Genomic DNA, 21,684 nt, shown 5'->3' on the forward strand with positions numbered 1-21,684 from the left:
TTTTGAAGAATCAATTTGATTTGTATCAAATATTTAAATTAAGCATCTCGGAGAAATCGAATGGCTTTAACAAACGCAGATCGCGCAGAGATCGTTGCAAAATTCGCTCGTGCTGAAAATGACACTGGTTCACCTGAAGTACAAGTTGCTTTATTGACTGCTCAAATCAATGATTTGCAAGGTCACTTTAAAGAACACAAACACGACCATCATAGCCGTCGTGGTTTGATCCGTATGGTTAACCAACGTCGTAAGCTTCTTGACTATCTTAAAGGTAAAGATGCTACTCGTTACAGCGATTTGATTGCTGCTTTAGGTTTACGTCGTTAATTCGATTTAAACTTTTATTTTCGGATTATTGCATGCTGAATGCTGTACTGATGAAAACTAAAGTCTATCCAGTATTTACTGGATAAAAGGGAAGGGGCGAATATTCGCTCCTTCTTCGTGTTTAAAATTAGTCTAACTAAAGATTTATTGTCTAGTGAGGTCGGCTTCTAAGCTTTGTCATTTATGCGGTTGATGTGAATGCCAAACCTTAGGGGTCTCCACTAGAATAAAATTAGGAAACAAAAATACATGTCAATGTTTAATGTTATTCGTAAAGAATTTCAATATGGTCAACATCAAGTTGTACTAGAAACAGGTCGTGTTGCTCGTCAAGCAAACACGGTTCTAATTACAATGGGTGGCGTAACAGTACTGGTTGCTGTTGTTGCACAACCTACTGCTAAAGCGGGTCAAGACTTCTTCCCACTTACAGTTAACTATCAAGAAAAACAATATGCTGCGGGTCGTATCCCAGGTGGTTATGGTAAGCGTGAAGGCCGTGCTTCAGAAGCAGAAACTTTAATTTCTCGTTTAATTGACCGTCCAATTCGTCCGTTGTTCCCAGAAGGGTATTACAACGAGATCCAAGTTACTGCGACAGTTGTGTCTTCAGACAAAACTATGGACGCTGACATTGCTGCAATGTTAGGTACGTCTGCTGCACTTGCAATTGCTGGTACACCTTTCCGTGGTCCAATCGGTGGTGCACGTGTTGGTTTGATCAATGGCGAATATGTTCTTAACCCAAATTTAGAACAACTTGCTCAATCTGACCTTGACCTTGTCGTTGCAGGTACAGAATCTGCAGTATTGATGGTTGAATCTGAAGCAAAAGAACTTTCAGAAGACCAAATGTTAGGCGCTGTGCTTTTCGGTCATGACGAAATGCAAATTGCAATCCAAGCGATTAAAGAGTTTGCTGCTGCCGCTGGTGCAACAGAATCAACTTGGACTGCTCCAGTTAAAAACGAAGATCTTCGTACAAAATTAAAAGACGCATTTGAAGCTAAAATCTCTGAAGCGTATACCATTGCTGTTAAGCATGACCGTTATGCTGCTTTAGATGCACTTCAAGCTGAAGCAACTGCTCAATTCGTTCCTGAAAATGACGAAGCTGGCATTGCAGATGACTTAAACGAATTATTCGAAGATCTTAAATACCGTACTGTACGTGACAACATCCTTTCAGGAAAACCACGTATCGATGGTCGTGATACTAAAACTGTTCGTGGATTAGACGTACAAGTGGGTGTGTTAGATCGTGCTCATGGTTCATCATTATTTACACGTGGTGAAACTCAGGCGTTGGTTACAACGACTTTGGGTAATACTCGTGATGCGTTGATGGTTGATACCTTGTCTGGTACAAAAACTGACAACTTCATGTTGCATTACAACTTCCCTGCATATTCTGTAGGTGAAACAGGTCGTGAATCTGGTCCTAAGCGTCGTGAAATTGGTCATGGTCGTTTAGCACGTCGTGGTGTACAAGCTGTTCTTCCACCAGCTGATCGCTTCCCGTATGTGATTCGTATTGTATCTGACATTACTGAATCAAATGGTTCATCTTCAATGGCTTCTGTATGTGGTGCTTCATTATCACTTATGGATGCAGGTGTTCCTCTTAAAGCGCCAGTTGCGGGTATCGCAATGGGTCTAGTAAAAGAAGGCGAGCGTTTTGCTGTTCTTTCTGACATCTTAGGTGATGAAGATCACTTAGGTGATATGGACTTTAAAGTTGCTGGTTCTGCAAATGGTATTACTGCGCTTCAAATGGATATCAAAATCGAAGGTATCACAGAAGAAATTATGGAAGTTGCGTTGAATCAAGCCTATGCAGGTCGTATGCATATTCTGAATGCAATGAACCAAGTGATTTCACGTGCACGTCCTGAAATTTCTATGCATGCGCCAACATTCCAAGTGATCAACATCAATCCTGATAAGATCCGTGATGTGATTGGTAAAGGTGGTGCGACAATCCGTCAAATCACAGAAGAAACAAAAGCAGCGATTGATATCGAAGATAACGGTACTGTACGTGTATTTGGTGAAACGAAAGCGGCTGCTCAAGCTGCGATTGCAAAAATCCAAGCGCTTACTGCTGAAGTTGAACCAGGTAAAATCTATGCTGGTCGCGTGATTCGTATCGTTGAATTTGGTGCGTTTGTAAATATCATGCCAGGTACAGATGGTTTACTTCACATCTCGCAAATTTCAAACGAACGCGTTGCAAACGTGACTGATATCTTGGCTGAAGGTCAAGACGTTAAAGTTCAAGTTGCTGACGTAGACAACCGTGGTCGTATTAAATTAACCATGAAAGATGTAGACCAAGCATAATATTTGCAAGGTTTAAATCCTTTAGGGTTTGATTAAAATTTAATACAGAAAAGACTGCCTTGTGCTTCGCCAAAGTTACAACTTTGGCTTGCTCAGGGCTTTTTTTATGGCATGATGCATAACAATAAAGACCAAAAATATCGTGAATATGCAAAGCTTTTATTTTTTTCAACACACAGATGAACCTTATACCTGTATACAAAAAGAACCTGTTTTTAATGCAGAGCAGCAATTTGTCTGGGTGGATTGTACCCGTGAAGATGTGGTCAATCGTGCTGAGCTATGGCAAAAAGAAATCTATAATGCGACCGAAATTCATCTCAATGAATACCATATTCGAGATATTTTAAATATCGAACATCCATGCGCATTTGATGCAATGGAAGATTATGATTTATTGATTTTTCGTAAATTAATTACCCCAGATGATCAAATCGATAGTGGCGAAGATGCCCTTGAACAGCATGATCGTGTTTTTGGTTTGGCGTCCTCGCCAGTCAGTTTTATTATTACTTCACAAGCTTTAATCACCATTCATGAAAAGGGCAACCATGCCTTTGAAAGTTATCTTGCACGTATTTTCAATATCATGAATAAGAGTTTAGAAGAACAAAATAAACCACGTAAATTACCGACTACGCCTTTAGATTTAGCACTACGCTTGTTGAATAGTATGATTGATGGCTATTTGGATTTACGTAATCCTCTGTCTCGTCGGGTTGAATTCTGGCAACAAGAACTTTTGCAAGGCAATCGCCGCTTTACCAAGTGGCATCAACTGTTTCAGGAAAATCTGGTTTTTCAACAAATTGAAAATTTGTGCGAAGAACAAATAGATTCCCTACAGGAACTTCGAGATGAAATTGTTGAAAACTATGCACATTTAAAAGGTAAAAAGCGCACTGAAAAGCAAGATATTATGTTGGTTCGCGTGGATGATCTGGTTAGCCATGTTGAGCGTATTCAAAAATATACGGTACGCTTAAGTACCGCAATTCAAACTGCAATAGATTTACATTTTTCTGCAATCGCCAATCAAACCAATGAGAATATGCGAATTCTTGCGATTATTACTGCAGTGTTTGCGCCATTGACCTTATTAACAGGGGTATATGGAATGAATTTTGAGTTCATTCCAGGTCTACGTAGCCCGATAGGTTTCTGGGTGATGCTGGGTGTGATGTTGGGCTGTACGATTGGGCTGTTAATCTATTTTTACCGCCGTCATTTGGTTGGACGTGGTGAAAGAAGTGTGATTGATATGTTGGCACAACAACATAAAAATCAGCACGTCAATTTACTCTGGTTTTTAGATTATGAACCGATCAAACAAACCATGAAAGAAGTCGAAAAAATCACAAAACTGAAATAATTAAGCATTATTCTAGTTGAGGATTTATCTGAGCTGTCTTTTGTAAAATTAAGTAGAGTTGATCTTTTAATCTTAATTTTTTCCGCTTGAGCTGCTCAATATTTTCATGAATATGATTGAGTGGATCAAGCTCAAGGTGACTGATTTCACGATCAAGTTCATCATGGTCAATCAAAAGTTTAGCAAAATGCGGATCTTCTTGTTTTAAACTACACATGAGATCGCGGTGTTCTGGGAACATGTGTTTCAACTTTTTATTCATTACTTTCGAATTCATCAGAGCTCATTAACCTCTTTGTCAGAAAATTCTAAACGAAAAAACAAAAACGGAGAGACAAGTTCTCCATCATGACAGGTTAAATATTAACCTGTCACTAGGCATTAACATTTTGAAATGAATTAATGAGTATGAAGGTGAAGATGTTTGACTTGTTTACGCAATTGTTGAACTTCATCAAGTAAATCCATCATCATTGCAACGGCAGATAAACTGGCTTCAAAGTCACGTTGTAAACGATAAGCACGACGTGCCCGTGAGATGTCTTCTCCAAAAAATTGATGAATACGGTCTTCAGGACGTGCAGGTAAAATTTCATATTCAAGCAATTGCAAAATCCAATCCGGACTTTGACCGCATGCCTCAGCAAAGTGCTTGAGATCTAGATTTAGGTTTTCATCCACGATTTCTGCATCATGGAAACCGTCATAGACAATTTCACGATATTGAATAGTTGTCATGATTGCTCTCCTTTAGCAAGGCTATGTTGGTATCTATAAAATTATGAACGGGGATTAAAGTCAGTAAAAGCATCAGCAAATTGTTGATAGGCTTTTTGCTGTGTTTCGCTGGTTGCTTTGGGATAAACAATATTGATCACCAAATAAAGATGACCTGGGGTTTTATGCGGTATCCCTTTGTCTTTTAAACGGAGTTGCTGATTGGGTTTGGCATTTTGTGGCACAGTAACTTTTACTTTACCTGCTGGGGTATCAATTTCAATACTTTGACCAAGTGCTGCTTCCCAAGGTGTGACATCAACGGTGTAATAAACATCAGCACCTTCAACACGGATACGGTCAGTGTCTTGGTATTGGATCTCAATATAAAGATCGCCATTTTCACCACCGTTAACTCCAGCTTGTCCTTGTTTTGCAAGACGGATTTGCTGACCTTCTTTCATGCCTTTGGGGATTTTAACTTGGAGGGTTTTCCGTTGTACCTCGGGTTCACCATAGGCATTATAGGTTGGGATTTGTAAGGTAATACTCTGAGTCGCGCCTTCATAACCAATGCTTACAGGAATTTCAATACTGGCATGTTGATCTTCACCCTTATAGCTGCGCTGTTGCTGAGAGCCGCGTTGCCCAAAATCTTGTTGATGTCCACCGCCAAAACCGCCACCGAAACGTCCAAACAGATCTTCAAAACCACTAAAATCTTGTCCACCACTGCTACTGTACGAACGATGGAATTGGCTACCATCAAAACCACTTTGACCTGTAGATTGCCCACCAAACCCACCTGTATTGGCATAGGGGTTGTCGAGTTCAAAATCGTATTGCTTTTTCTTTTCTTCATTACTTAAGGTGTCGTAGGCGACATTGATAGTCTGCATTTTTGCTTCAGCATCGGCTTCTTTACTCACGTCAGGATGATATTTGCGTGCGAGTTTTCGATAAGCTTTCTTAATTTCGTCTGGTGTCGCATTTCTAGAAACACCTAAATCTTCATAATAATTTTTTGCCATACTTAAGGTCATTATTTTGTTTAACTTTATTCTAGTTTTATGCCTTTTTGGCTGCAGATGGAAGAGCAACTTAGTGTGGTTATTGTTTCAAAACTTATCTAACGCAAAAGCCCGCTTATTGCTGATAAAGGTGGTGTTTCATGTTCTATAGGCTTTGTGTGTTCGGGTTGGTGCTTTGGATAAGTAAATGACGATTCTAAATAGCTATTCAACCTTTTAATTTATAAAACTTGCTGATTATGCTTTGAATTTTAATTGAAAAAAAAGAGCAAACTGAATTTGCTCTTTTCTTGGTAAAAATCGATAGTTAAATTTCTGCAAACTTAAACCATTCAGATCTTAATAGATTAACTCAAATGCTCACCAAACAGATTCAAAGCTTCTTTTGCAGTGAACTGATATTTTTTATTGCAAAATTGGCAATCCATTTCAATTGGATTTTGAATTTCTAGGGTTTCTTTGACCGCATCTAGACCAATCTGGATCAATGCATTTTTGCATTTATCGCGTGAACAGGTGCAATTGAATTGAAGCTGTTCAACGTCTGGCAGACGAACTTCTTCTTCATTGTATAAACGGTAAAGAATTTCTTGTGCGGTTAAATCCGTCAATTCTTCAGGCTTTAAGGTCTGCGTCAACATAATCAAACGTGGCCATAAATCTTCATCTACACGTTGTTGTTCTTCTTCATTATTACGAGGTAATAACTGAATCAGTAAACCGCCTGCATTGTGATGGGTGCTTGCCAAGACAATACGTGTTGGAATTTGTGCAGAAAGGTCATAATACTGCATTAAACAAGCCGCAAGCGTTGGTTGATCAAGTGGCACAATTCCTTGATAACGCTCACCAAATTCAGGTTCAATATTGATAAATAACACAGGTTGTTGCAACGTGCTGAGCACAGTACTGCTGTCTTCACTCAACATAAAATGCGGATCTTCTTCATAGTCTGCAAGTGCACGTACATCACCCAAATGGTTGCATTCAGCCATCGCCCATTTGAATGTACCTTGTGCTTGAATTTGTAAGCTAATACGTCCTTTAATTTTTAATGTGCTTGCAAGTAATGCTGTTGCACTCAACATTTCACCCAATAAAATGCGCACAGCAGGTGCATAATTACGCTGCGATAGAATCGTTTGTAGTGCTGTATCTAAATGTACAATTTCACCACGTACAGGGCTATCTTCAATATAAAAACGTTGACGTAAATCAGACATAAAATTCTCCAAATCCCTGTTTAGATGGTGGCGATATTATAAATCACAAGTTTATTTCACCTGAAAAACTGTGCATCTTAAAGTTAATTTTCGTCATCACGCATAATATTAATACGATCATGCTTGGCATGTGTGGTTTGAGCTTTTGCTGTGGGCCTTTCTAAGCCTGATTCATCCAAATCTGGAACATCTTTATATTGCTCAGGATTGTGGTTTTCAACTTGCGCATCGCTTTCAAACAGGTGCTCAAGCTCCGAAATAAAGTCCCGATAACTTTCAAAAAGCTTTTGCTCATCAGTATAAATACGCTGTTGACGTGTTAACAGTTCTTCATCGTAGTTTCTAAATAGCTCAACACTATCATAAGCATCTTGTTTACTCATGCCCAGTTCACACAATGCTCGATAACCCATACCCAAGGACGTTAAATAGGTTTCACGCCAAATATGTTTAACTCCGACATCACGCAGGAGGTGCATGTGATAACGATCTCGTGCTCGAACCAATAAGGTAAGGTTTGGATAATTGAGCAAAATATGTCGCGCAACATTCATTGAATCTTCAACATTATCAATTGCCAATACAAAAACCTTGGCCTGCTCAATTCCGGCTGCACGGAGTAAATCGGGTTGAGTCACATCGCCATAATACAAAGTACCACCATAGCGTCGAACAAAATCAATTTTTTGTAAATTATTATCAATGGCGGTAAAGGTAAAATGACGGATACGCGCCAAACGAGCAACAATTTGCCCTACACGACCAAAACCAGCAACAATAAGAGCAGGGTGTTCGTTGGGAATCTCATCATATTTGGGCGCACTGTCTTTATTAATCAAGGGCAATACTTGTGTACTTACCAGCCAAAAGAAGATGGGGGTCAGTACCATGGATAAGGTCACAATTAAGGTGATGGGCTCCATGATTGCTTCAGCCAGTACTTTTTCGCTTTTTGCCACGTTTAATACCACAAAGGCAAATTCACCCCCTTGGGCTAAACAGGTTGCGACCATTAAACTGTTGGTCCAACTCATTTTTTTATAACGTGCAATGGCTGCCATCACGATCATTTTGATCAGAATTAAACTGACTGCGCCACCAATAATCAGTAATGGCATATCTGCAATTAACGAGATTTGTGTGGTCATTCCCACCGTCATAAAGAATAAACCGAGCAATAAACCTTTAAAGGGCGCAATACTGGCTTCAAGTTCATGACGGAATTCAGAGTCAGCCAGAAGCACACCTGTTAAAAAAGCGCCTAAGGTTGTGCTGATCCCGAGTGTATCCATCAACAACACCACACCTAGCACGATAAATAAGCCAACGGCTGTGATCAGTTCTGTTGCACCGCTTTTTGCCACAAAGCGGAAAAATGGTCGCATCACATAACGACTAAACAGAAATAAACCCGTGAACGTGGCGATAATCGCAGCAAAGTAAGCAACGCCATGATGACTTGATTCGCTGCCTGCTAAGAGTGGGATGATGGCAAGTAAGGGAATCGCAGCAATATCCTGAAACAGTAAAATCGAAAAGGATTGTTGACCGTGTGTAGTATTGAGTTGTTGTTTTTCTTCTAAAAGCTGTAAAACAAAGGCAGTTGAAGAAAGTGCTAAGGCAAAACCAATCACAAAACTTGCAGGGAGTGATTGTTGAAAGATTAAATAGATGGTTCCCATCAGCACCAAACCAGTAACCCCTACCTGTAAACTTCCCATCACAAAAATGGATTGGCGCATTTCCCATAAACGCTGTGGGCGAAGTTCTAAACCAATCAGGAACATCAGTAAAATCACCCCAAATTCTGCAAGGTGCATGATTTCCTCTGGATCATTGGCAATGTTAAATGCGCTTGGACCCAGAAGTATTCCTGTAAATAAGTAACCCAGTACGGTGGCAATACCGAGTTTTTTCCCTAGAGGAACCAGAATTAATGCTGCACCAAGGAAGATGGTGATTTGGAGTAACAGTGACATTCACTTGCCTTAAGTTTTTTTCTTTCTTTAGAAATTGTAGCGTGATTTTGTGATTGACTTGGAGATATTTATTAAGAAATTGTCTTTTTACCCAATAAAAATTTAAAAGTGATTAGCGAGGTAAAAACGAGAACTGATGTGTAAATAAAGACGTGATAATAAATTGTATTGAAAATCCATTGCTTTATATGGCAGTGGATTTTTGCATTTTTCTAAATGATCTCTTTTATGCTGATGATCATGGGCTTAAATGGAATACTATATTTTTCAATTTATTTAGAAAATCTTAATGGATAATAAATTTTATTTAAAAAATCAATTGAGAATAATTCTTATTCAAATGGCGGGCGTGATACAGTATTTCGTAGTTCAAGATTTACTGAGAATAAAAATGAGAATATTTGCACTATTATTTTTTATAATTTTTTTTCCAATCAAAACATTTGCTATATCTTTGGATGAATGCCAAATGGAATATGCAGCATGTAAGAGTGCTGGCGGATCCGAATGTAATATGTGGGAGCAAATAAAATCAGTATGTGAAGGTTATGGAAGCAGTTTAATTTCAGATTCTGGTGGAAGCGGAGGCGTAGGTCAATTACCAAGAATAGAAGTAGAGGCTATAAGACCAAGTCCATTCCCTAGCATAAATGATCCTTGGCTTGGTGGTGGTACTTCTGGTGGAGGTGGTGGTTCTACGAGCACGGGTCCAACGTCTAGTTCTGAGGATACGGAGCTTGTTGTTCCTGCTTTTGAGGCAAGGGAATGTTCCGCAGATAGTACTTCTAATCCTATCGTGATTGCAACTGGGAAAAAAATCCAGCAGGAACTGGACTTTACAACGTCTGGTGAGATGCCTTTAGCGTTTATTCGCTATTATGATTCTTTTGCTACTGGCACTGCGAATTTTTCAGTCAATGGAAAATGGAGGCATAATTTTGATTATCGTTTAGCTATAGATCCTCAGGGAAAGAGAATTCGACAATTACCCAATGGTGAAAATTATTACTTAAATGAATTAACACGTATTCAGAAATCTAATAACGAATTTATTGTTACCCTACCAGATGGTGGCGTTGAGACTTATACGCTCAATGGAAGATTACTTAGTAAAAAAAATGCTTATGGTATCGGTTGGGTACTTTCTTATGATGAAAATAAAAGATTAATTAAAGTCACACATACAAATGGAAAATCTATTAAGTTAATTTGGTATGCGGGTGAACTCTCAGAAGTGATAGATCCTGCTGGAAATATTTATTCATACCACCATAACTACCGCTCACTTTATCTAGTTTCTTATCCTAAAAATACAGGCTCACGTACCTATCTTTATGGAGAAAATGGAGCTGACTCTTATCATATGCTGAGTGGGATATGGATAAATCGCAAGCCTTACAATAGCTATTATTTTAATGGAAACAAAGCAGTTCAAAGTGGCCGGAGTGATGGTACACAAGTTGATAGGTTAACTTTTGCTGATAATTATACAATTGTTACCAATCCTTTAGGTGCAGTTATTAAATATATTTATACAGATAATAAAAAAAATAAACTGGCTAAAGTAGAAAGAAGTGGGGTAAATAACTGCCCGAATAGCAGTATGGAAAATACTTACGATAACAATGGATATGTGATTTCCACCAAAGGCTGGAATGGCGTAGAGACACAATATCAGCGTGATCGTTTTGGTAGAGTCACTCAAGAAACTATAGGTATCCAAAATGGTAATGCTTCCAATGCGTATATCAAAAAATATAGCTACCTTGGAGAAACCAGTTTAATCACTCAAATTCAAATACTTGATGGGTCTAATCGTTTAATTCGAGAGGAAACTTATAGCTATTATGCTGCCAATGAACCCGCTAAAAACCGCTTAAAAAGCTTCTCTGTCTGTGACCAAAACAGTTGTCGTACAGAACAATACAGTTATACCTTCCACGCCAATACGATGCTGGCAACGATGGTCGTCACTAAAAGTGGAAAGGTCAGCCGTTATATGTATGACACGGCTGGAAATCTGATCGAGTTTAAGAATGCCTTGGGACAAACCGCGACATATAGTGATTATGATGCTTTGGGCAATGTGGGTAAAATTACTTCAGCCAATGGGCAAGACATTCAATACAGCTATGACAGCCGGGGGCGAGTAACCAGTGAAGCCTTAAAAAATTCACTGGCGAGGTATATCCAAACACGTTATGAATATGGAGCTTTTGGTCGTACCAAAACCATCTATCCAAATGGAATGGTTGAAAAAACGACCTATAACGATAATGGAACGATTGCCAGTATTAGTCATGGTACTGCCCGTAATGTCATCAGCCAACAGAACTACAGTTATTCCAATTTGGGTGTCCTACAACGAGTAGAGTATCGTGAAGGTAATACTGTTCGTTACGCTCGAGTAAATGACCAAAACCAGTTAGGTTGGATAACAGCCGACAAAGGTAATAATGGTCAGAACATTGCTCAGGAATATGATGGCAATGGCAATGTGATTAAACAAAGCAATGCACTGGGCCAGGTAAAAACCTTTAGCTATGATGCCATGGGGCGTTTACTTACAGAAGGTCAGCCAGATGGCTCAATTGTAAGATACACATGGGATTCCCTGGGTAACTTAACCTCAGTCACTGATCCAGCTGGTAATACAACCACCTATAGCTATAACGGTTTCGGGGAAGTTCTTACCCAGAAGAGCCCAGCCACCGGTCAAACCAGCTACACTTATGACAATGATGGGAATCTCATCAGCTTGACCCGTGCCGATGGCAGTATCACCAATTATAACTATGATGCCTTGAATCGAAAAACTCAGGCCAGAACAGGTGATCAGGTTCAAGTCTGGCGTTATGATGATTGTACCAATGGCATTGGAAGATTATGTGCAACCTCAGATGGGATAACGGGTAAAGGCTATGGTTATACCAAATCAGGCCAACTCACCGTTCAAGTGACTAAAATTGATGGTACAGAATACAATTATTACTGGTTATACGATGATTATGACCGTGTGTTTCAAGAAGGTCATGAACTAATATTTAATAGCGTGTATATATATGACGAACTGAATCGAGTCAAGGAGGTAATATTCAAATTCGATACAGATATTATCATAACTGTGGTGAGTAATATTCTTTATGAACCCTATGGTGGAGTTAAAAGTTGGACCTATGGCAATGGTCTGACTGAAAAGCGCAGTTATGATCAGGATTATCGCTTGACTGGTATTCGTGGAAACTTACAAAACTATGATTACAGCTACAACAGCAATGACTGGATCACGCAAGTCAAAGATGTTGTAGACGATAGCAAGAGCCTTAGTCATGAATATGATGCGATGGGCCGTTTACTTGGTTCTAGTACAAATGTACAAGCACTAAGATGGGGCTACGATACGGGGTCGAACAGACTGAACCAGTCCAGTAATGCAGCACGTTATGAAATTTCTGCTGGAAATCAGCTTAAATCAATGACCACTGCTGCGGGTATACAATCGTATAGTTATGACACGCTTGGAAACTTAACTGCTCGTACAGGTCCGGTCGGGACAGCTAATTACAACTATGCTTATGATGGTTTTGGGCGTCTTAAAACAGTGAAATCAGGTGAAAGCGTTACCCGTTATGATTATGATGTGGACAATCTTCGCAGTCGTAAAGTCAATGGTTCAGCCCGCACAGATTATATTTATACGCCTGATGGTCGTTTAACAGCAGAGACATGGCGAGTTGGTAGCATAGGCCGTTTCTATATCTGGTTAGGTGGCGAACCTATCGCTCTGTTCACAAGAGGTGATGTACATTTCATACACAATGATCATTTGGGTCGGGCAGAATCAATTACTGCCCCAAATAAGTCGGTGGTGTGGAAGGCTTCTAACGGTAGTTTTGGGCGTACAGTGACGAATGAAACATTAGGTGTTTTTAATCTTGGATTCCCTGGGCAATATTATGATGCAGAGAGTACACTTTGGTATAACTGGAACCGTTATTATGATGCAAGTATAGGGCGTTATACTCAGAGTGATCCGATTGGATTGGCTGGAGGTTTAAATACATATGCTTATGTAGAAAATAATCCGATTAATTTTATAGATGAGGATGGACTAAATCGCAGGCTTCCAAATCCCTCTGGTGGATCAGCTCTTATTAACTATCAAGCGGCGTCTTTAATAAATCAAATTCGACGTTATGATCCATCATTTAATTATTCAACAATTAGTAATACTTACAGCCCAGCAAGATATAATAGAAGCAATATTAATGAGTTAACTGAAAAGCTACGTAATGCTCAAGCAGCAGGCCAATGTGGAAGTGGTGTCTCCAACCAAAGACAAACCAATCCTGTTGAAAAAATTTCTAATCTTAGACCAACTCATGGGCCAACAATGAGTAGAAATCAATTAGATAAATTGGCAAAAAGCATTAGGCGAGACGGTTTACAAGAACCACTTACTGTAACTAAACATAATGGTCAGTTATATATACTTGATGGTCATCATAGAGCAATTGCATCTCCACGAGCAGGGATATTTGAAGTGCCGATTAATAGAGTTGAGTTGCCATTTAGTCATTATAGGACCCCAGCAGATCTTATATACACACCAGGAGGTTACTAATGGATAGTAAAATTAATCCTATTTGGGCAGACATAATAGGTAGTAGAAATATTTTACTAAATAGAAGGATAAATGAGTGTGTTGCCCCTTCCCTTCGAGACGCAATAGATAATTTGTCATCTATTCCAGTTGAAAGTACGCGGAGGATATTTGATTTTTGTTTAAGAGAAGTACTATTGCAAATACAATCCTCAGATTTCTATAGTGCAGGTATGATTTTGAATTTGATACATAATCTACCTCTAACTATAGAAAAAGCAAAATCATGGGATGTTGATTACTTTTTATCCATTGAATTAAGTACTTTTTTGGAAAACTTCGAAATAATCATATCTGCTAGAAAAATAGTATTTTTTATCTGTGGAGAGCTAAGTCCTAAATATATTGAATAAAAAGTATTGAATAGAATGACGAATATATAAAATATTAACAAAATGCTTTTTGAAAAGAGCATCGTTATTAAAATGTATTTTGATTTTGAAGATTTTTCCTATAATTTAATTTTGGAAATAGGGTCGGATTTAGATGATACCAACCCTCTAATTATATTATTTAAAGATATCTCTAATTTTCAGATAAATAATTTTGGAGGAGGCCTTAATCAATTTATGTTTAGTCAAATAACTAAAAACAATGATGGTTTGGATAGAATAAAATACTCCTTTGAGGACAAGGATAGAGAAAAGGTGTTTTTTAATTTTTATTCATTTGAAATTTTATTGCATTACTAGCTTAATTATTCTACAAGATTGAGGGGTAATAATGGTAAAGAATAAATGGCTTAAATCATCATTAAGTTTATTTGTGATTCTAAGCTCTTCAGCTTGTAATAGGGCTCAGAATTTAGAGAATACATTTACATTCGAAACGGGAGTGGAAATTTTTGCCGAAGAAAATAAATGTGATGGAGGATACGAGAAAATTAAACCAACCATTACAAAAATAGATAATGAAAAGTCTTATTTAGTTTCATTAACAGATGTATTTTCATGTGCTGAAAATGAAAATGCTTATTTGACACTAAATGGTTTCCAGAAAGCTTCTTTAGTCATTTATGGAGAAAAGAAAAATAGGTGTGAATGTGCTAAATCGTTAAAAGTAAAAATTGATGCTAAAAGAATTGACACTGGAGATGTACTCTATATTGTAAGTGATAATGAGGTAATTGATCACCTCATAGTTCCTTAAAATTGAAATAAATAGAATTTGAGGGGAAAAATTGTTAACTAAAAATAAATTACGCTTATTCTTGTTTTCTTTAATGATTGGTCTTCTTTTAATAGGATGTGTTTATTTAATTTCTATATTTCATAAGTTATATTTTGTAGAGTCTAATCTATTAAAATTTAAAGTTGTGAATATATGTATGAGGTTGCCTAGTGAAAAAATACCGACTTATTTATGGACCTCTATCGACTATGAGATTAAAGAAAATCAAGGTCTAGAACAGAATGAAAGAGTAGATTTTTATACTGCTATTTTGGTCACTTGTGGTGATAAAATCTCAAGAAATCATGATCAAAGCTTAATTTTTTATGAAAGTGTAAAGTTAGAAGATACTGAATTATTAATCAATGACTTAAAAGAATTTATCAGTAGACATAGATCTAAAAACGTATCTGGAGATGAAATCCAAATGTTGGAAAATTGGGTAGAATATTTTGATGTTAAGCTAAAAGAGAGAAGTTATGATAAAGGAAAATAGTTTTAATTATCTTAGATAGTGTTGAGAATGTAAGATTTAGTTTTCTCCAAAAGAAATATTATAAAAGATGTTGGGATTTAATCCATGAGGTTACGACTTGTATTTGTTTATAGGCTCCAAAGGGACTGTTTTATAGTTTTCTATTCTTGTTGTTAATGTAAGGTTATAAATATGAAAAATTTTAAAATATTTCTATTTGCTATAATTTACCTCTTATTGGTTATCACAGCTTTCTATTTAGGAAGTGTACTAAACTCTTTTAGCTTAAACCTATGCTATTCAGAAGCAATGGCTTCTCTCTCTAGTCAATCCAAATCAATGATCAATTCAAATGATCAAAAAATGAAGCAGCAATTTGAATCGATGTTAAATAGTTTACCACTCAATGGATATGAAACAGACTGTGAAAAGATTAGAAGGATTATTCACTAATAGATTGAAATTATTTTAACAGTTAGATAGTGATATTTATTTATATAATCCAATTTGTGGAGCAATAGGTATGAGGGATAAGTGCAATAATAAGTGTAATTAAATGGAGAAAATTTTGACAAATGATGAACTGATACAAAAAGTCCGTGAGCTTGTAAAACAAGATGTTCCAGATTACGAACAAGCTTATAAACTATTAGACCTTGCATATAAATGAGGATCCCCAGAAGCAACTTACGCAATTGCAACATGGTATTTACATGGTGGTCATTTTTTGGAACAAGATTATGTCAAAGGAACTGAATATCTAAAAAAAGCGGCAGAAATGAAATGGCCTGATGCAATGTATGATTTGGCTGTTAGTTATGAAAGAGGAGTATATGTTTCTAAAAATCAAAAAAAAGCGTTTTTATTATATTTACAATCAGCTTTAAGAGGCTCATCTGAAGCGGTTTATGAAGTTTCTAGATGCTATTATTTTGGTATCGGTACTAGAAAGAATAAAGTTCTTGGAGCTATTTGGTATGATCGAGCAGAAGATTTAGGATGTGTCCGAAATGATGATTAACTCATAATATTAAAACTTCTACCTCATATTAACTATTCAAATTTTTTTAGTTTTCTATGGCTATGTTGAAGAAATAGGAAGGAGGGTATTAATGGATATTATTTATTCTATTCGAGCAAACATAATAGGTAGTAGAAATATTTTACTAAATAGAAGGAAAAATGAGCATATTGTTGATTGTCTTCAATATGTTATTGATAATTCTTCGTTTGTTTCTGTAGAGAGCACACGTAAAATACTTGATTTTTGTTTAAAAGAAGCATTATTACAAGTTCATTCCTCAGACTTTCGTAGCGCAGGAATGATTTTGAATTTAATATACAATCTACCGCTAGATAAAGAAAAAGAAGAATCATGGGATGTTGATTATTTTTTATCTTCAGAATTAATTACTTTTTTACGAAATTATAAAACAATCATATCCGCAAGAAAAATAGCATTCTTTGTCTGTGGAGAGCTAAGTCCTAAATATATTGAATAAAAAGTATTGAATTGGAATCAGCACCATGAAATTGATAAAAATACTGATAATTACAATTTACTTAATGGCAGGAAGTGGTTGTAATACATCAATATTCGGTTATGCAAGCAATTGAATCAAGATATGAGGATATTCAACATACAACAATAAACTCAACTCAATTCTTGCGGATCAACATCTATGGTGACTTTCATCGTAGAGGGTTTGCTATGTAACAGTTGTTGCCACCAGTGACGAATATAAAAATGCATTTTTGCCCGATCTTGAGAAAGCAAAACCACATGGGCTTGGTAACGCCCTGCTTTACGTTCCATTGGCGCTGGAATCGGTCCCCAGATATCAATTAAATTATCTTCGGCAGTTTGTCTAAGGAGCTGCGTCATTTCAGTCAAAAACTTTAAATTTTCTTCCTGATGTTTTGAATCACAACGAATCAAAGCTGTGTAACGAAAAGGTGGAAGCAGTGCAGCTTGGCGATCTTTTAAGGTTTGTTTGGCAAAGGTCCGATAGTCATTATGAATCAAGGTGTTTAATAACGGATGATCAGGTCTTAGGGTTTGTAAATAGACTTCACCCTTCATTTCACCACGACCCGCACGGCCTGCAACTTGAATAATCAATTGCGCAGTACGTTCTGTGGCGCGGAAATCCACACTCAACAAACCTGCATCGATATCCAAAATTGCCACTAAGGTGACATAAGGAAAGTGATGTCCTTTTGCCAGCATTTGCGTGCCAAGTAAAATGGTCGGTTCGCTTTTCTGGATTTGATCATAAATCTTTTGCCAACTGCCAACCCGACTGGTTGAGTCACGATCTACGCGCAAGACGGGGAAGTGAGGGAACAGCTCATTCAAAGTTTCTTCAACTTTGGCAGTTCCCATGCCAATTGGCTTTAATTGTTGTTGATTGCATTGAGGGCAAGCATCAGGCATACGATTAATCGTACCACAATGGTGACAATGTAAATGCTGATAAGGCTTTAAATGCAGGGTAAAGTGAGCATCGCAGTTGGGGCAATTGGCCTGCCAACCACAGCTTTCACAGATAAGCACGGGGGCGTAACCGCGGCGATTTAAAAAAATCAGAACTTGTTCTTTTTTCTCTAAACGTTTTTTGATTTCAGCAATCAAAACATCACTTAAGCCATGCTGTTTTTTTGCCACTTTTAAATCAATCAAATGCATTTTCGGCATGATTGCGGCACCAGCACGTTGATTTAACTCAATCCGTGTCAGCTTTTCTTGGCGAGCAAGATAATAACTGTCGATGCTTGGCGTGGCAGAACCTAAGATAATCGGGCAATTTTCTAAATGTGCACGATACATGGCCACATCGCGAGCATGATAGCGAAAGCCTTCTTGTTGTTTAAAAGAAAGATCATGCTCTTCATCTAAAATAATCAAACCCAAATGTGGCAAAGGCGTATAAATTGCAGAGCGTGTACCTAAAATAATAGAGGCTTTGCCCGTTTGCGCATGCTGCCATGCTTGTAAACGTTTAGTGTCATTTAAGCCTGAGTGCAGTAAGGCGATATTGCAATGAAAACGTGATTGAAAACGACTGATGGTTTGTGGGGTTAAGCCGATTTCAGGCACTAAAACCAAGACTTGTTTGCCTTGTTTAAGTACTTCATGCATCACTTGCAAATAAACTTCGGTTTTACCACTCCCAGTTAAACCATCCAATAGAAATGCTTGATATTTTTTTTGCGCTTTTAAAATCGCTTGAATGGCTTTCTTCTGATCGTCATTTGGCGTGAGTGGCATCTGTGCCAATTGCACAGGTTCTGGCGTGACATTTTGTGGTTCTAAATCACAACGAACAATGTCTTTTTTCTCAAGGATTTTGAGTGTGGCTGTTTCAACACCACTTAAATTAAGAATGTTTTCCTGTGTCCCTTTCGGGTGTAGCTTTAAAATTTTATAGGCTTCTTGTTGTTTTTCAGAGCGTTTAACTTTGTCTTCGGCATGTAAGTCTAAAAGTTTCCAGATACGTGCCAATAAATTATAAGGTTTACCTTGGCGTAATAAGGTAGGTAACGCCGTTTGAATCACTTCACCGATAGGAAATTGATAATATTGTGATGACCATGTCAATAAACTTAAAACTTTACTGTCTAGAATAGCCCGTTCATCTAACAGTTCAGTAATGGCTTTGAGTTTGAAATGAGAATCCACAGGTTCATCAATCGGTACTTTCTTAACAATAACACCAATCAGATTTTGTCTGCCAAAAGACACTGCAACACGCGCACCGACTTCAGCTTGCGCATATTGTTCAGCGGTGACTTGGTAATCAAAGCAGTCATTCAAATAGACTGGAACAGCAACTTGAATACGATAAATCGTCTGTGGCGTAGCAAGGGTATTCGACATTTTTAATTTAGTGACTCATTAATTTAGTGAGGCTGTGATGAAATTGTTTCATGTCCAGATTCGGCTTGTGTTAGAGTGTAACAGTCATCTATAAACATGAATATGAATGATTTATAGGGTATGACGCAACAGCGTAATCAAAAAATTTTGGAAAACTAGAGCATAATAATGCCAGCATATCAATTTACTGCAATTGATGCTTCAGGAAAGCAGCAAAAAGGCGTGTTAGAGGGAGATTCAGCACGCCAGATTCGACAACAACTACGGGACAAGGAATTGATTCCTGTCACAGTGGATGCTGTTGAACAAAAAGATAAAAATAAAAGTTCAGGATTTTTTCAACGTAAATTCTCGGCTTATGATCTGGCCTTAATGACACGTCAACTTTCTGTTTTGGTCGCTGCTGCGATTCCTTTAGAGGAAGCATTACGAGCAGTTGCCAAACAAAGTGAAAAAGTGCATGTACAAAATCTTTTACTTTCGGCACGTTCAAAAGTGCTTGAAGGGCACTCTTTGGCTCAAGCGATGCAACAAACAGGACGCTTTCCAGATTTGTATATTGCGACTGTTGCTGCGGGTGAACGTTCAGGACATTTAGATTTAATTTTAGATCAATTATCTGATTACACCGAAAACCGCTTTGCCATGCAAAAGAAAATTCAAGGTGCGATGATCTATCCAATCATCTTGATGTTTATGTCTTTTGCGATTGTGATGGGGTTAATGACGTATGTTGTTCCAGACATTGTTAAAACCTTTGACCAAAGTAAGCAAGCCTTGCCATGGATCACTGTGGCGTTAATGAAAGCCAGTGAGATTATTCGGCAGGCTTGGCCCTTTATGCTGGTGTTTAGTGTGGTTGGGATCTTTTTATTAATTCGATTCCTGCGAACTTCTGCGGGGCACTATGCTTTTGATCGTTTAACACTCAGATTGCCATTATTTGGTAAATTATCTCGTGGTATAAATGCAGCGCGTTTTGCCAGTACCTTATCTATTCTTACCCAATCAGGCGTGCCATTGGTTGATGCTTTAAAAATTGGAGCAGCGGTGAGTAGCAATTGGGTGATACGAGATGCTGTTAATATTGCAGCAGAGAAAGTCACAGAAGGTGGAAATCTTGCAACACAATTGGAGCGTTGTGGTTATTTCCCACCGATGATGGTACAAATGATTAAAAGCGGTGAAGCTTCGGGTGAGTTAGATCGAATGTTAAGCCGTGCATCAGATATGCAGGATCGAGAAGTATCCTCATTTATTTCAACATTATTGGCTTTACTGGAACCCTTAATGTTGGTGTTTATGGCTGGTATTGTTTTGGTTATTGTGATTGCAGTCATGTTGCCAATCGTCAATATGAACAATATGATTTAAGCCAATTATTTTTATAAAGAATATATAGAGAGTAAGCAGATGCAACGAAAGATGAATAGGACTCGTCAGTCAGGTTTTACCTTAATTGAAGTGATGGTTGTGATTGTTATTTTAGGCGTACTTGCAGCATTGATCGTACCCAATGTGATGGGACGTGGTGAAAAAGCCAAAGTTGACACCACTAAAATTGCATTAAAAGGTGTAGCGGGTGCTTTAGACCAGTATAAACTGGACAATGGGCGTTATCCGACAAGCCAAGAAGGTGGTTTAGACGCGCTTGTAAATCAACCTGCAACGGCTAAAAACTGGTTACCTGGTGGTTATGTTAAAGGTGGTTATCCGAAAGACAGTTGGGAAAATGATATTCAATATGTGATCCCAGGTTCTGAAGGCCGTAAATTTGATTTATATTCGTTTGGTGCCGATGGTAAACAAGGTGGTGAAGGAAATGATGCAGATATTTATTACCAACCTTAATTGAAGATTATTTAGGTTATTATTTATGGGATTAATCACTTCATTTAATCGAGTTAATAAATCTTGAGTGAAGTGATAATCTTTCTTGTTTGCTAAAGTGTATTTAATTTATTGAAATATAACAGCTATTTAAAATAACGATGTTTGAGAGTTATAATAAGAATTATTCCCATATTTAATAGTTACAAGAAAGTTAAATTGTGTATAAAAATAGACTTTTTATTTAATTAAAAGCTTGCATAATAGTTCTCAGGGCAATCTGAATTGCTTAGGAGGATGAGATGAAAGCATTATTATTACCAGATGAAATCAGCCAGTTTCATTGGACTATGCTCAAATCTGTTCTTTTAATTTTGAGCCTATTACCGATTAGCCAGTTTTTTCTCAATATTTGGCAAGTTGCCGATGCCAATAGCCAGATCATGATTGGTTTTATGGCGATTAGCGTATTTAGTGCATTATCTATTATTAGTTTTTATAATGCCTTAAATTTGACAGTATTTCAGTTAAAAACTGAATTCTCATCATTATTAGAACAATATTTAGTACGTTCATATCGTTATGTGCCAATGTTATTTTTAGCTGCAATGATGTCTTATTTGGTGACTCAACTTTAGTTGAAATATCATGGAAAACCGAGGGTATAATCC

At 37.6% G+C, this 21,684-nt stretch carries 18 protein-coding genes; 12 read left to right on the forward strand and 6 right to left on the reverse strand.

Annotated features, from left to right (window positions below):
• Positions 1–60 precede the first annotated feature (60 nt).
• The 3 genes from rpsO to F981_RS21005 all read left to right on the forward strand — a co-directional run bounded on the left by rpsO (position 61) and on the right by F981_RS21005 (position 4,045).
• Positions 61–330 carry a 30S ribosomal protein S15 gene (rpsO, locus tag F981_RS20995; protein ID WP_004725514.1) on the forward strand — a complete coding sequence of 90 codons (270 nt, stop codon included), beginning with the start codon at positions 61–63 and terminating at the stop codon, positions 328–330.
• Between the two features lie 255 nt (positions 331–585).
• Positions 586–2,673 carry a polyribonucleotide nucleotidyltransferase gene (pnp, locus tag F981_RS21000; protein ID WP_171066962.1) on the forward strand — a complete coding sequence of 696 codons (2,088 nt, stop codon included), beginning with the start codon at positions 586–588 and terminating at the stop codon, positions 2,671–2,673.
• A gap of 148 nt (positions 2,674–2,821) precedes the next feature.
• The gene (locus tag F981_RS21005; protein ID WP_004725517.1) at positions 2,822–4,045 is read left to right on the forward strand and encodes a magnesium transporter CorA family protein; all 1,224 of its coding nucleotides are present in this window, start codon (positions 2,822–2,824) and stop codon (positions 4,043–4,045) included.
• Positions 4,046–4,052: 7 nt separating this feature from the next.
• On the opposite strand, the gene F981_RS21010 is transcribed toward F981_RS21005, so the two are convergent.
• From F981_RS21010 to F981_RS21030, 5 genes are all read right to left on the reverse strand, one after another.
• Positions 4,053–4,322: an HP1242/YdcH family protein gene (locus F981_RS21010; protein ID WP_004725519.1), complete on the reverse strand. Its 270-nt coding sequence runs from the start codon at positions 4,320–4,322 to the stop codon at positions 4,053–4,055.
• Between the two features lie 122 nt (positions 4,323–4,444).
• Entirely contained in the window at positions 4,445–4,783 is a 339-nt protein-coding gene (locus F981_RS21015; RefSeq protein WP_004725521.1) for a chaperone modulator CbpM, read from the reverse strand.
• A 41-nt stretch (positions 4,784–4,824) separates the two neighbouring features.
• On the reverse strand, positions 4,825–5,793 hold the full coding sequence (locus F981_RS21020; RefSeq protein ID WP_016539160.1) for a DnaJ C-terminal domain-containing protein: 969 nt from the start codon (positions 5,791–5,793) through the stop codon (positions 4,825–4,827).
• A gap of 347 nt (positions 5,794–6,140) precedes the next feature.
• Complete coding sequence (hslO, locus tag F981_RS21025; protein ID WP_004725526.1) at positions 6,141–7,016, reverse strand: Hsp33 family molecular chaperone HslO; 876 nt, start codon at positions 7,014–7,016, stop codon at positions 6,141–6,143.
• 83 nt (positions 7,017–7,099) lie between these two features.
• On the reverse strand, positions 7,100–8,995 hold the full coding sequence (locus F981_RS21030) for a monovalent cation:proton antiporter-2 (CPA2) family protein (protein WP_004725528.1): 1,896 nt from the start codon (positions 8,993–8,995) through the stop codon (positions 7,100–7,102).
• A gap of 469 nt (positions 8,996–9,464) precedes the next feature.
• Here F981_RS21030 and F981_RS21035 point away from each other — a divergent pair, with 469 nt between their 5' ends.
• The 6 genes from F981_RS21035 (at position 9,465) to F981_RS21070 (ending at position 16,805) form a co-directional block, all read left to right on the forward strand.
• Entirely contained in the window at positions 9,465–13,619 is a 4,155-nt protein-coding gene (locus F981_RS21035; protein ID WP_004725530.1) for an RHS repeat-associated core domain-containing protein, read from the forward strand.
• Positions 13,619–14,011, forward strand: coding sequence for a hypothetical protein (locus tag F981_RS21040; RefSeq protein WP_004725532.1), 393 nt, complete (start codon positions 13,619–13,621; stop codon positions 14,009–14,011). The genes F981_RS21035 and F981_RS21040 overlap by 1 nt, the downstream gene beginning before the upstream one ends.
• Before the next feature lie 370 nt (positions 14,012–14,381).
• Positions 14,382–14,807 carry a hypothetical protein gene (locus tag F981_RS21050; RefSeq protein WP_004725537.1) on the forward strand — a complete coding sequence of 142 codons (426 nt, stop codon included), beginning with the start codon at positions 14,382–14,384 and terminating at the stop codon, positions 14,805–14,807.
• Between the two features lie 31 nt (positions 14,808–14,838).
• The gene (locus F981_RS21055; RefSeq protein ID WP_004725538.1) at positions 14,839–15,324 is read left to right on the forward strand and encodes a hypothetical protein; all 486 of its coding nucleotides are present in this window, start codon (positions 14,839–14,841) and stop codon (positions 15,322–15,324) included.
• A gap of 673 nt (positions 15,325–15,997) precedes the next feature.
• Positions 15,998–16,324, forward strand: a complete 327-nt coding sequence (locus F981_RS21065; protein WP_151027106.1) for a tetratricopeptide repeat protein — start codon at positions 15,998–16,000, stop codon at positions 16,322–16,324.
• Between the two features lie 91 nt (positions 16,325–16,415).
• Complete coding sequence (locus F981_RS21070; RefSeq protein WP_004725543.1) at positions 16,416–16,805, forward strand: hypothetical protein; 390 nt, start codon at positions 16,416–16,418, stop codon at positions 16,803–16,805.
• A 152-nt stretch (positions 16,806–16,957) separates the two neighbouring features.
• Here the strand turns inward: F981_RS21070 and F981_RS21075 are convergent, their stop codons facing one another.
• Complete coding sequence (locus tag F981_RS21075) at positions 16,958–19,183, reverse strand: primosomal protein N' (protein WP_004725546.1); 2,226 nt, start codon at positions 19,181–19,183, stop codon at positions 16,958–16,960.
• 168 nt (positions 19,184–19,351) lie between these two features.
• On the opposite strand from F981_RS21075, the gene gspF reads away from it, so the two are divergent.
• The 3 genes from gspF to F981_RS21090 all read left to right on the forward strand — a co-directional run bounded on the left by gspF (position 19,352) and on the right by F981_RS21090 (position 21,651).
• Positions 19,352–20,557, forward strand: a complete 1,206-nt coding sequence (gene gspF / locus F981_RS21080; protein ID WP_004725548.1) for a type II secretion system inner membrane protein GspF — start codon at positions 19,352–19,354, stop codon at positions 20,555–20,557.
• 39 nt (positions 20,558–20,596) lie between these two features.
• Positions 20,597–21,034, forward strand: coding sequence for a type II secretion system major pseudopilin GspG (gspG, locus tag F981_RS21085; protein ID WP_004725550.1), 438 nt, complete (start codon positions 20,597–20,599; stop codon positions 21,032–21,034).
• Between the two features lie 281 nt (positions 21,035–21,315).
• Positions 21,316–21,651: a hypothetical protein gene (locus F981_RS21090; RefSeq protein WP_004725552.1), complete on the forward strand. Its 336-nt coding sequence runs from the start codon at positions 21,316–21,318 to the stop codon at positions 21,649–21,651.
• Positions 21,652–21,684 lie beyond the last annotated feature (33 nt).

The organism is Acinetobacter guillouiae CIP 63.46 (assembly GCF_000368145.1).
GTDB lineage: Bacteria > Pseudomonadota > Gammaproteobacteria > Pseudomonadales > Moraxellaceae > Acinetobacter > Acinetobacter guillouiae.

What these genes read in the sequence shown, in the direction of transcription:
- rpsO (WP_004725514.1), top strand. Translation starts at nt 61, where the DNA reads ATGGCTTTAACAAACGCAGATCGCGCAGAGATCGTTGCAAAATTCGCT.
- pnp (WP_171066962.1), top strand. Translation starts at nt 586, where the DNA reads ATGTTTAATGTTATTCGTAAAGAATTTCAATATGGTCAACATCAAGTT.
- F981_RS21005 (WP_004725517.1), top strand. Translation starts at nt 2,822, where the DNA reads ATGCAAAGCTTTTATTTTTTTCAACACACAGATGAACCTTATACCTGT.
- F981_RS21010 (WP_004725519.1), bottom strand. Translation starts at nt 4,322, where the DNA reads ATGAATTCGAAAGTAATGAATAAAAAGTTGAAACACATGTTCCCAGAA.
- F981_RS21015 (WP_004725521.1), bottom strand. Translation starts at nt 4,783, where the DNA reads ATGACAACTATTCAATATCGTGAAATTGTCTATGACGGTTTCCATGAT.
- F981_RS21020 (WP_016539160.1), bottom strand. Translation starts at nt 5,793, where the DNA reads ATGGCAAAAAATTATTATGAAGATTTAGGTGTTTCTAGAAATGCGACA.
- hslO (WP_004725526.1), bottom strand. Translation starts at nt 7,016, where the DNA reads ATGTCTGATTTACGTCAACGTTTTTATATTGAAGATAGCCCTGTACGT.
- F981_RS21030 (WP_004725528.1), bottom strand. Translation starts at nt 8,995, where the DNA reads ATGTCACTGTTACTCCAAATCACCATCTTCCTTGGTGCAGCATTAATT.
- F981_RS21035 (WP_004725530.1), top strand. Translation starts at nt 9,465, where the DNA reads ATGGAATATGCAGCATGTAAGAGTGCTGGCGGATCCGAATGTAATATG.
- F981_RS21040 (WP_004725532.1), top strand. Translation starts at nt 13,619, where the DNA reads ATGGATAGTAAAATTAATCCTATTTGGGCAGACATAATAGGTAGTAGA.
- F981_RS21050 (WP_004725537.1), top strand. Translation starts at nt 14,382, where the DNA reads ATGGTAAAGAATAAATGGCTTAAATCATCATTAAGTTTATTTGTGATT.
- F981_RS21070 (WP_004725543.1), top strand. Translation starts at nt 16,416, where the DNA reads ATGGATATTATTTATTCTATTCGAGCAAACATAATAGGTAGTAGAAAT.
- F981_RS21075 (WP_004725546.1), bottom strand. Translation starts at nt 19,183, where the DNA reads ATGTCGAATACCCTTGCTACGCCACAGACGATTTATCGTATTCAAGTT.
- gspF (WP_004725548.1), top strand. Translation starts at nt 19,352, where the DNA reads ATGCCAGCATATCAATTTACTGCAATTGATGCTTCAGGAAAGCAGCAA.
- gspG (WP_004725550.1), top strand. Translation starts at nt 20,597, where the DNA reads ATGCAACGAAAGATGAATAGGACTCGTCAGTCAGGTTTTACCTTAATT.
- F981_RS21090 (WP_004725552.1), top strand. Translation starts at nt 21,316, where the DNA reads ATGAAAGCATTATTATTACCAGATGAAATCAGCCAGTTTCATTGGACT.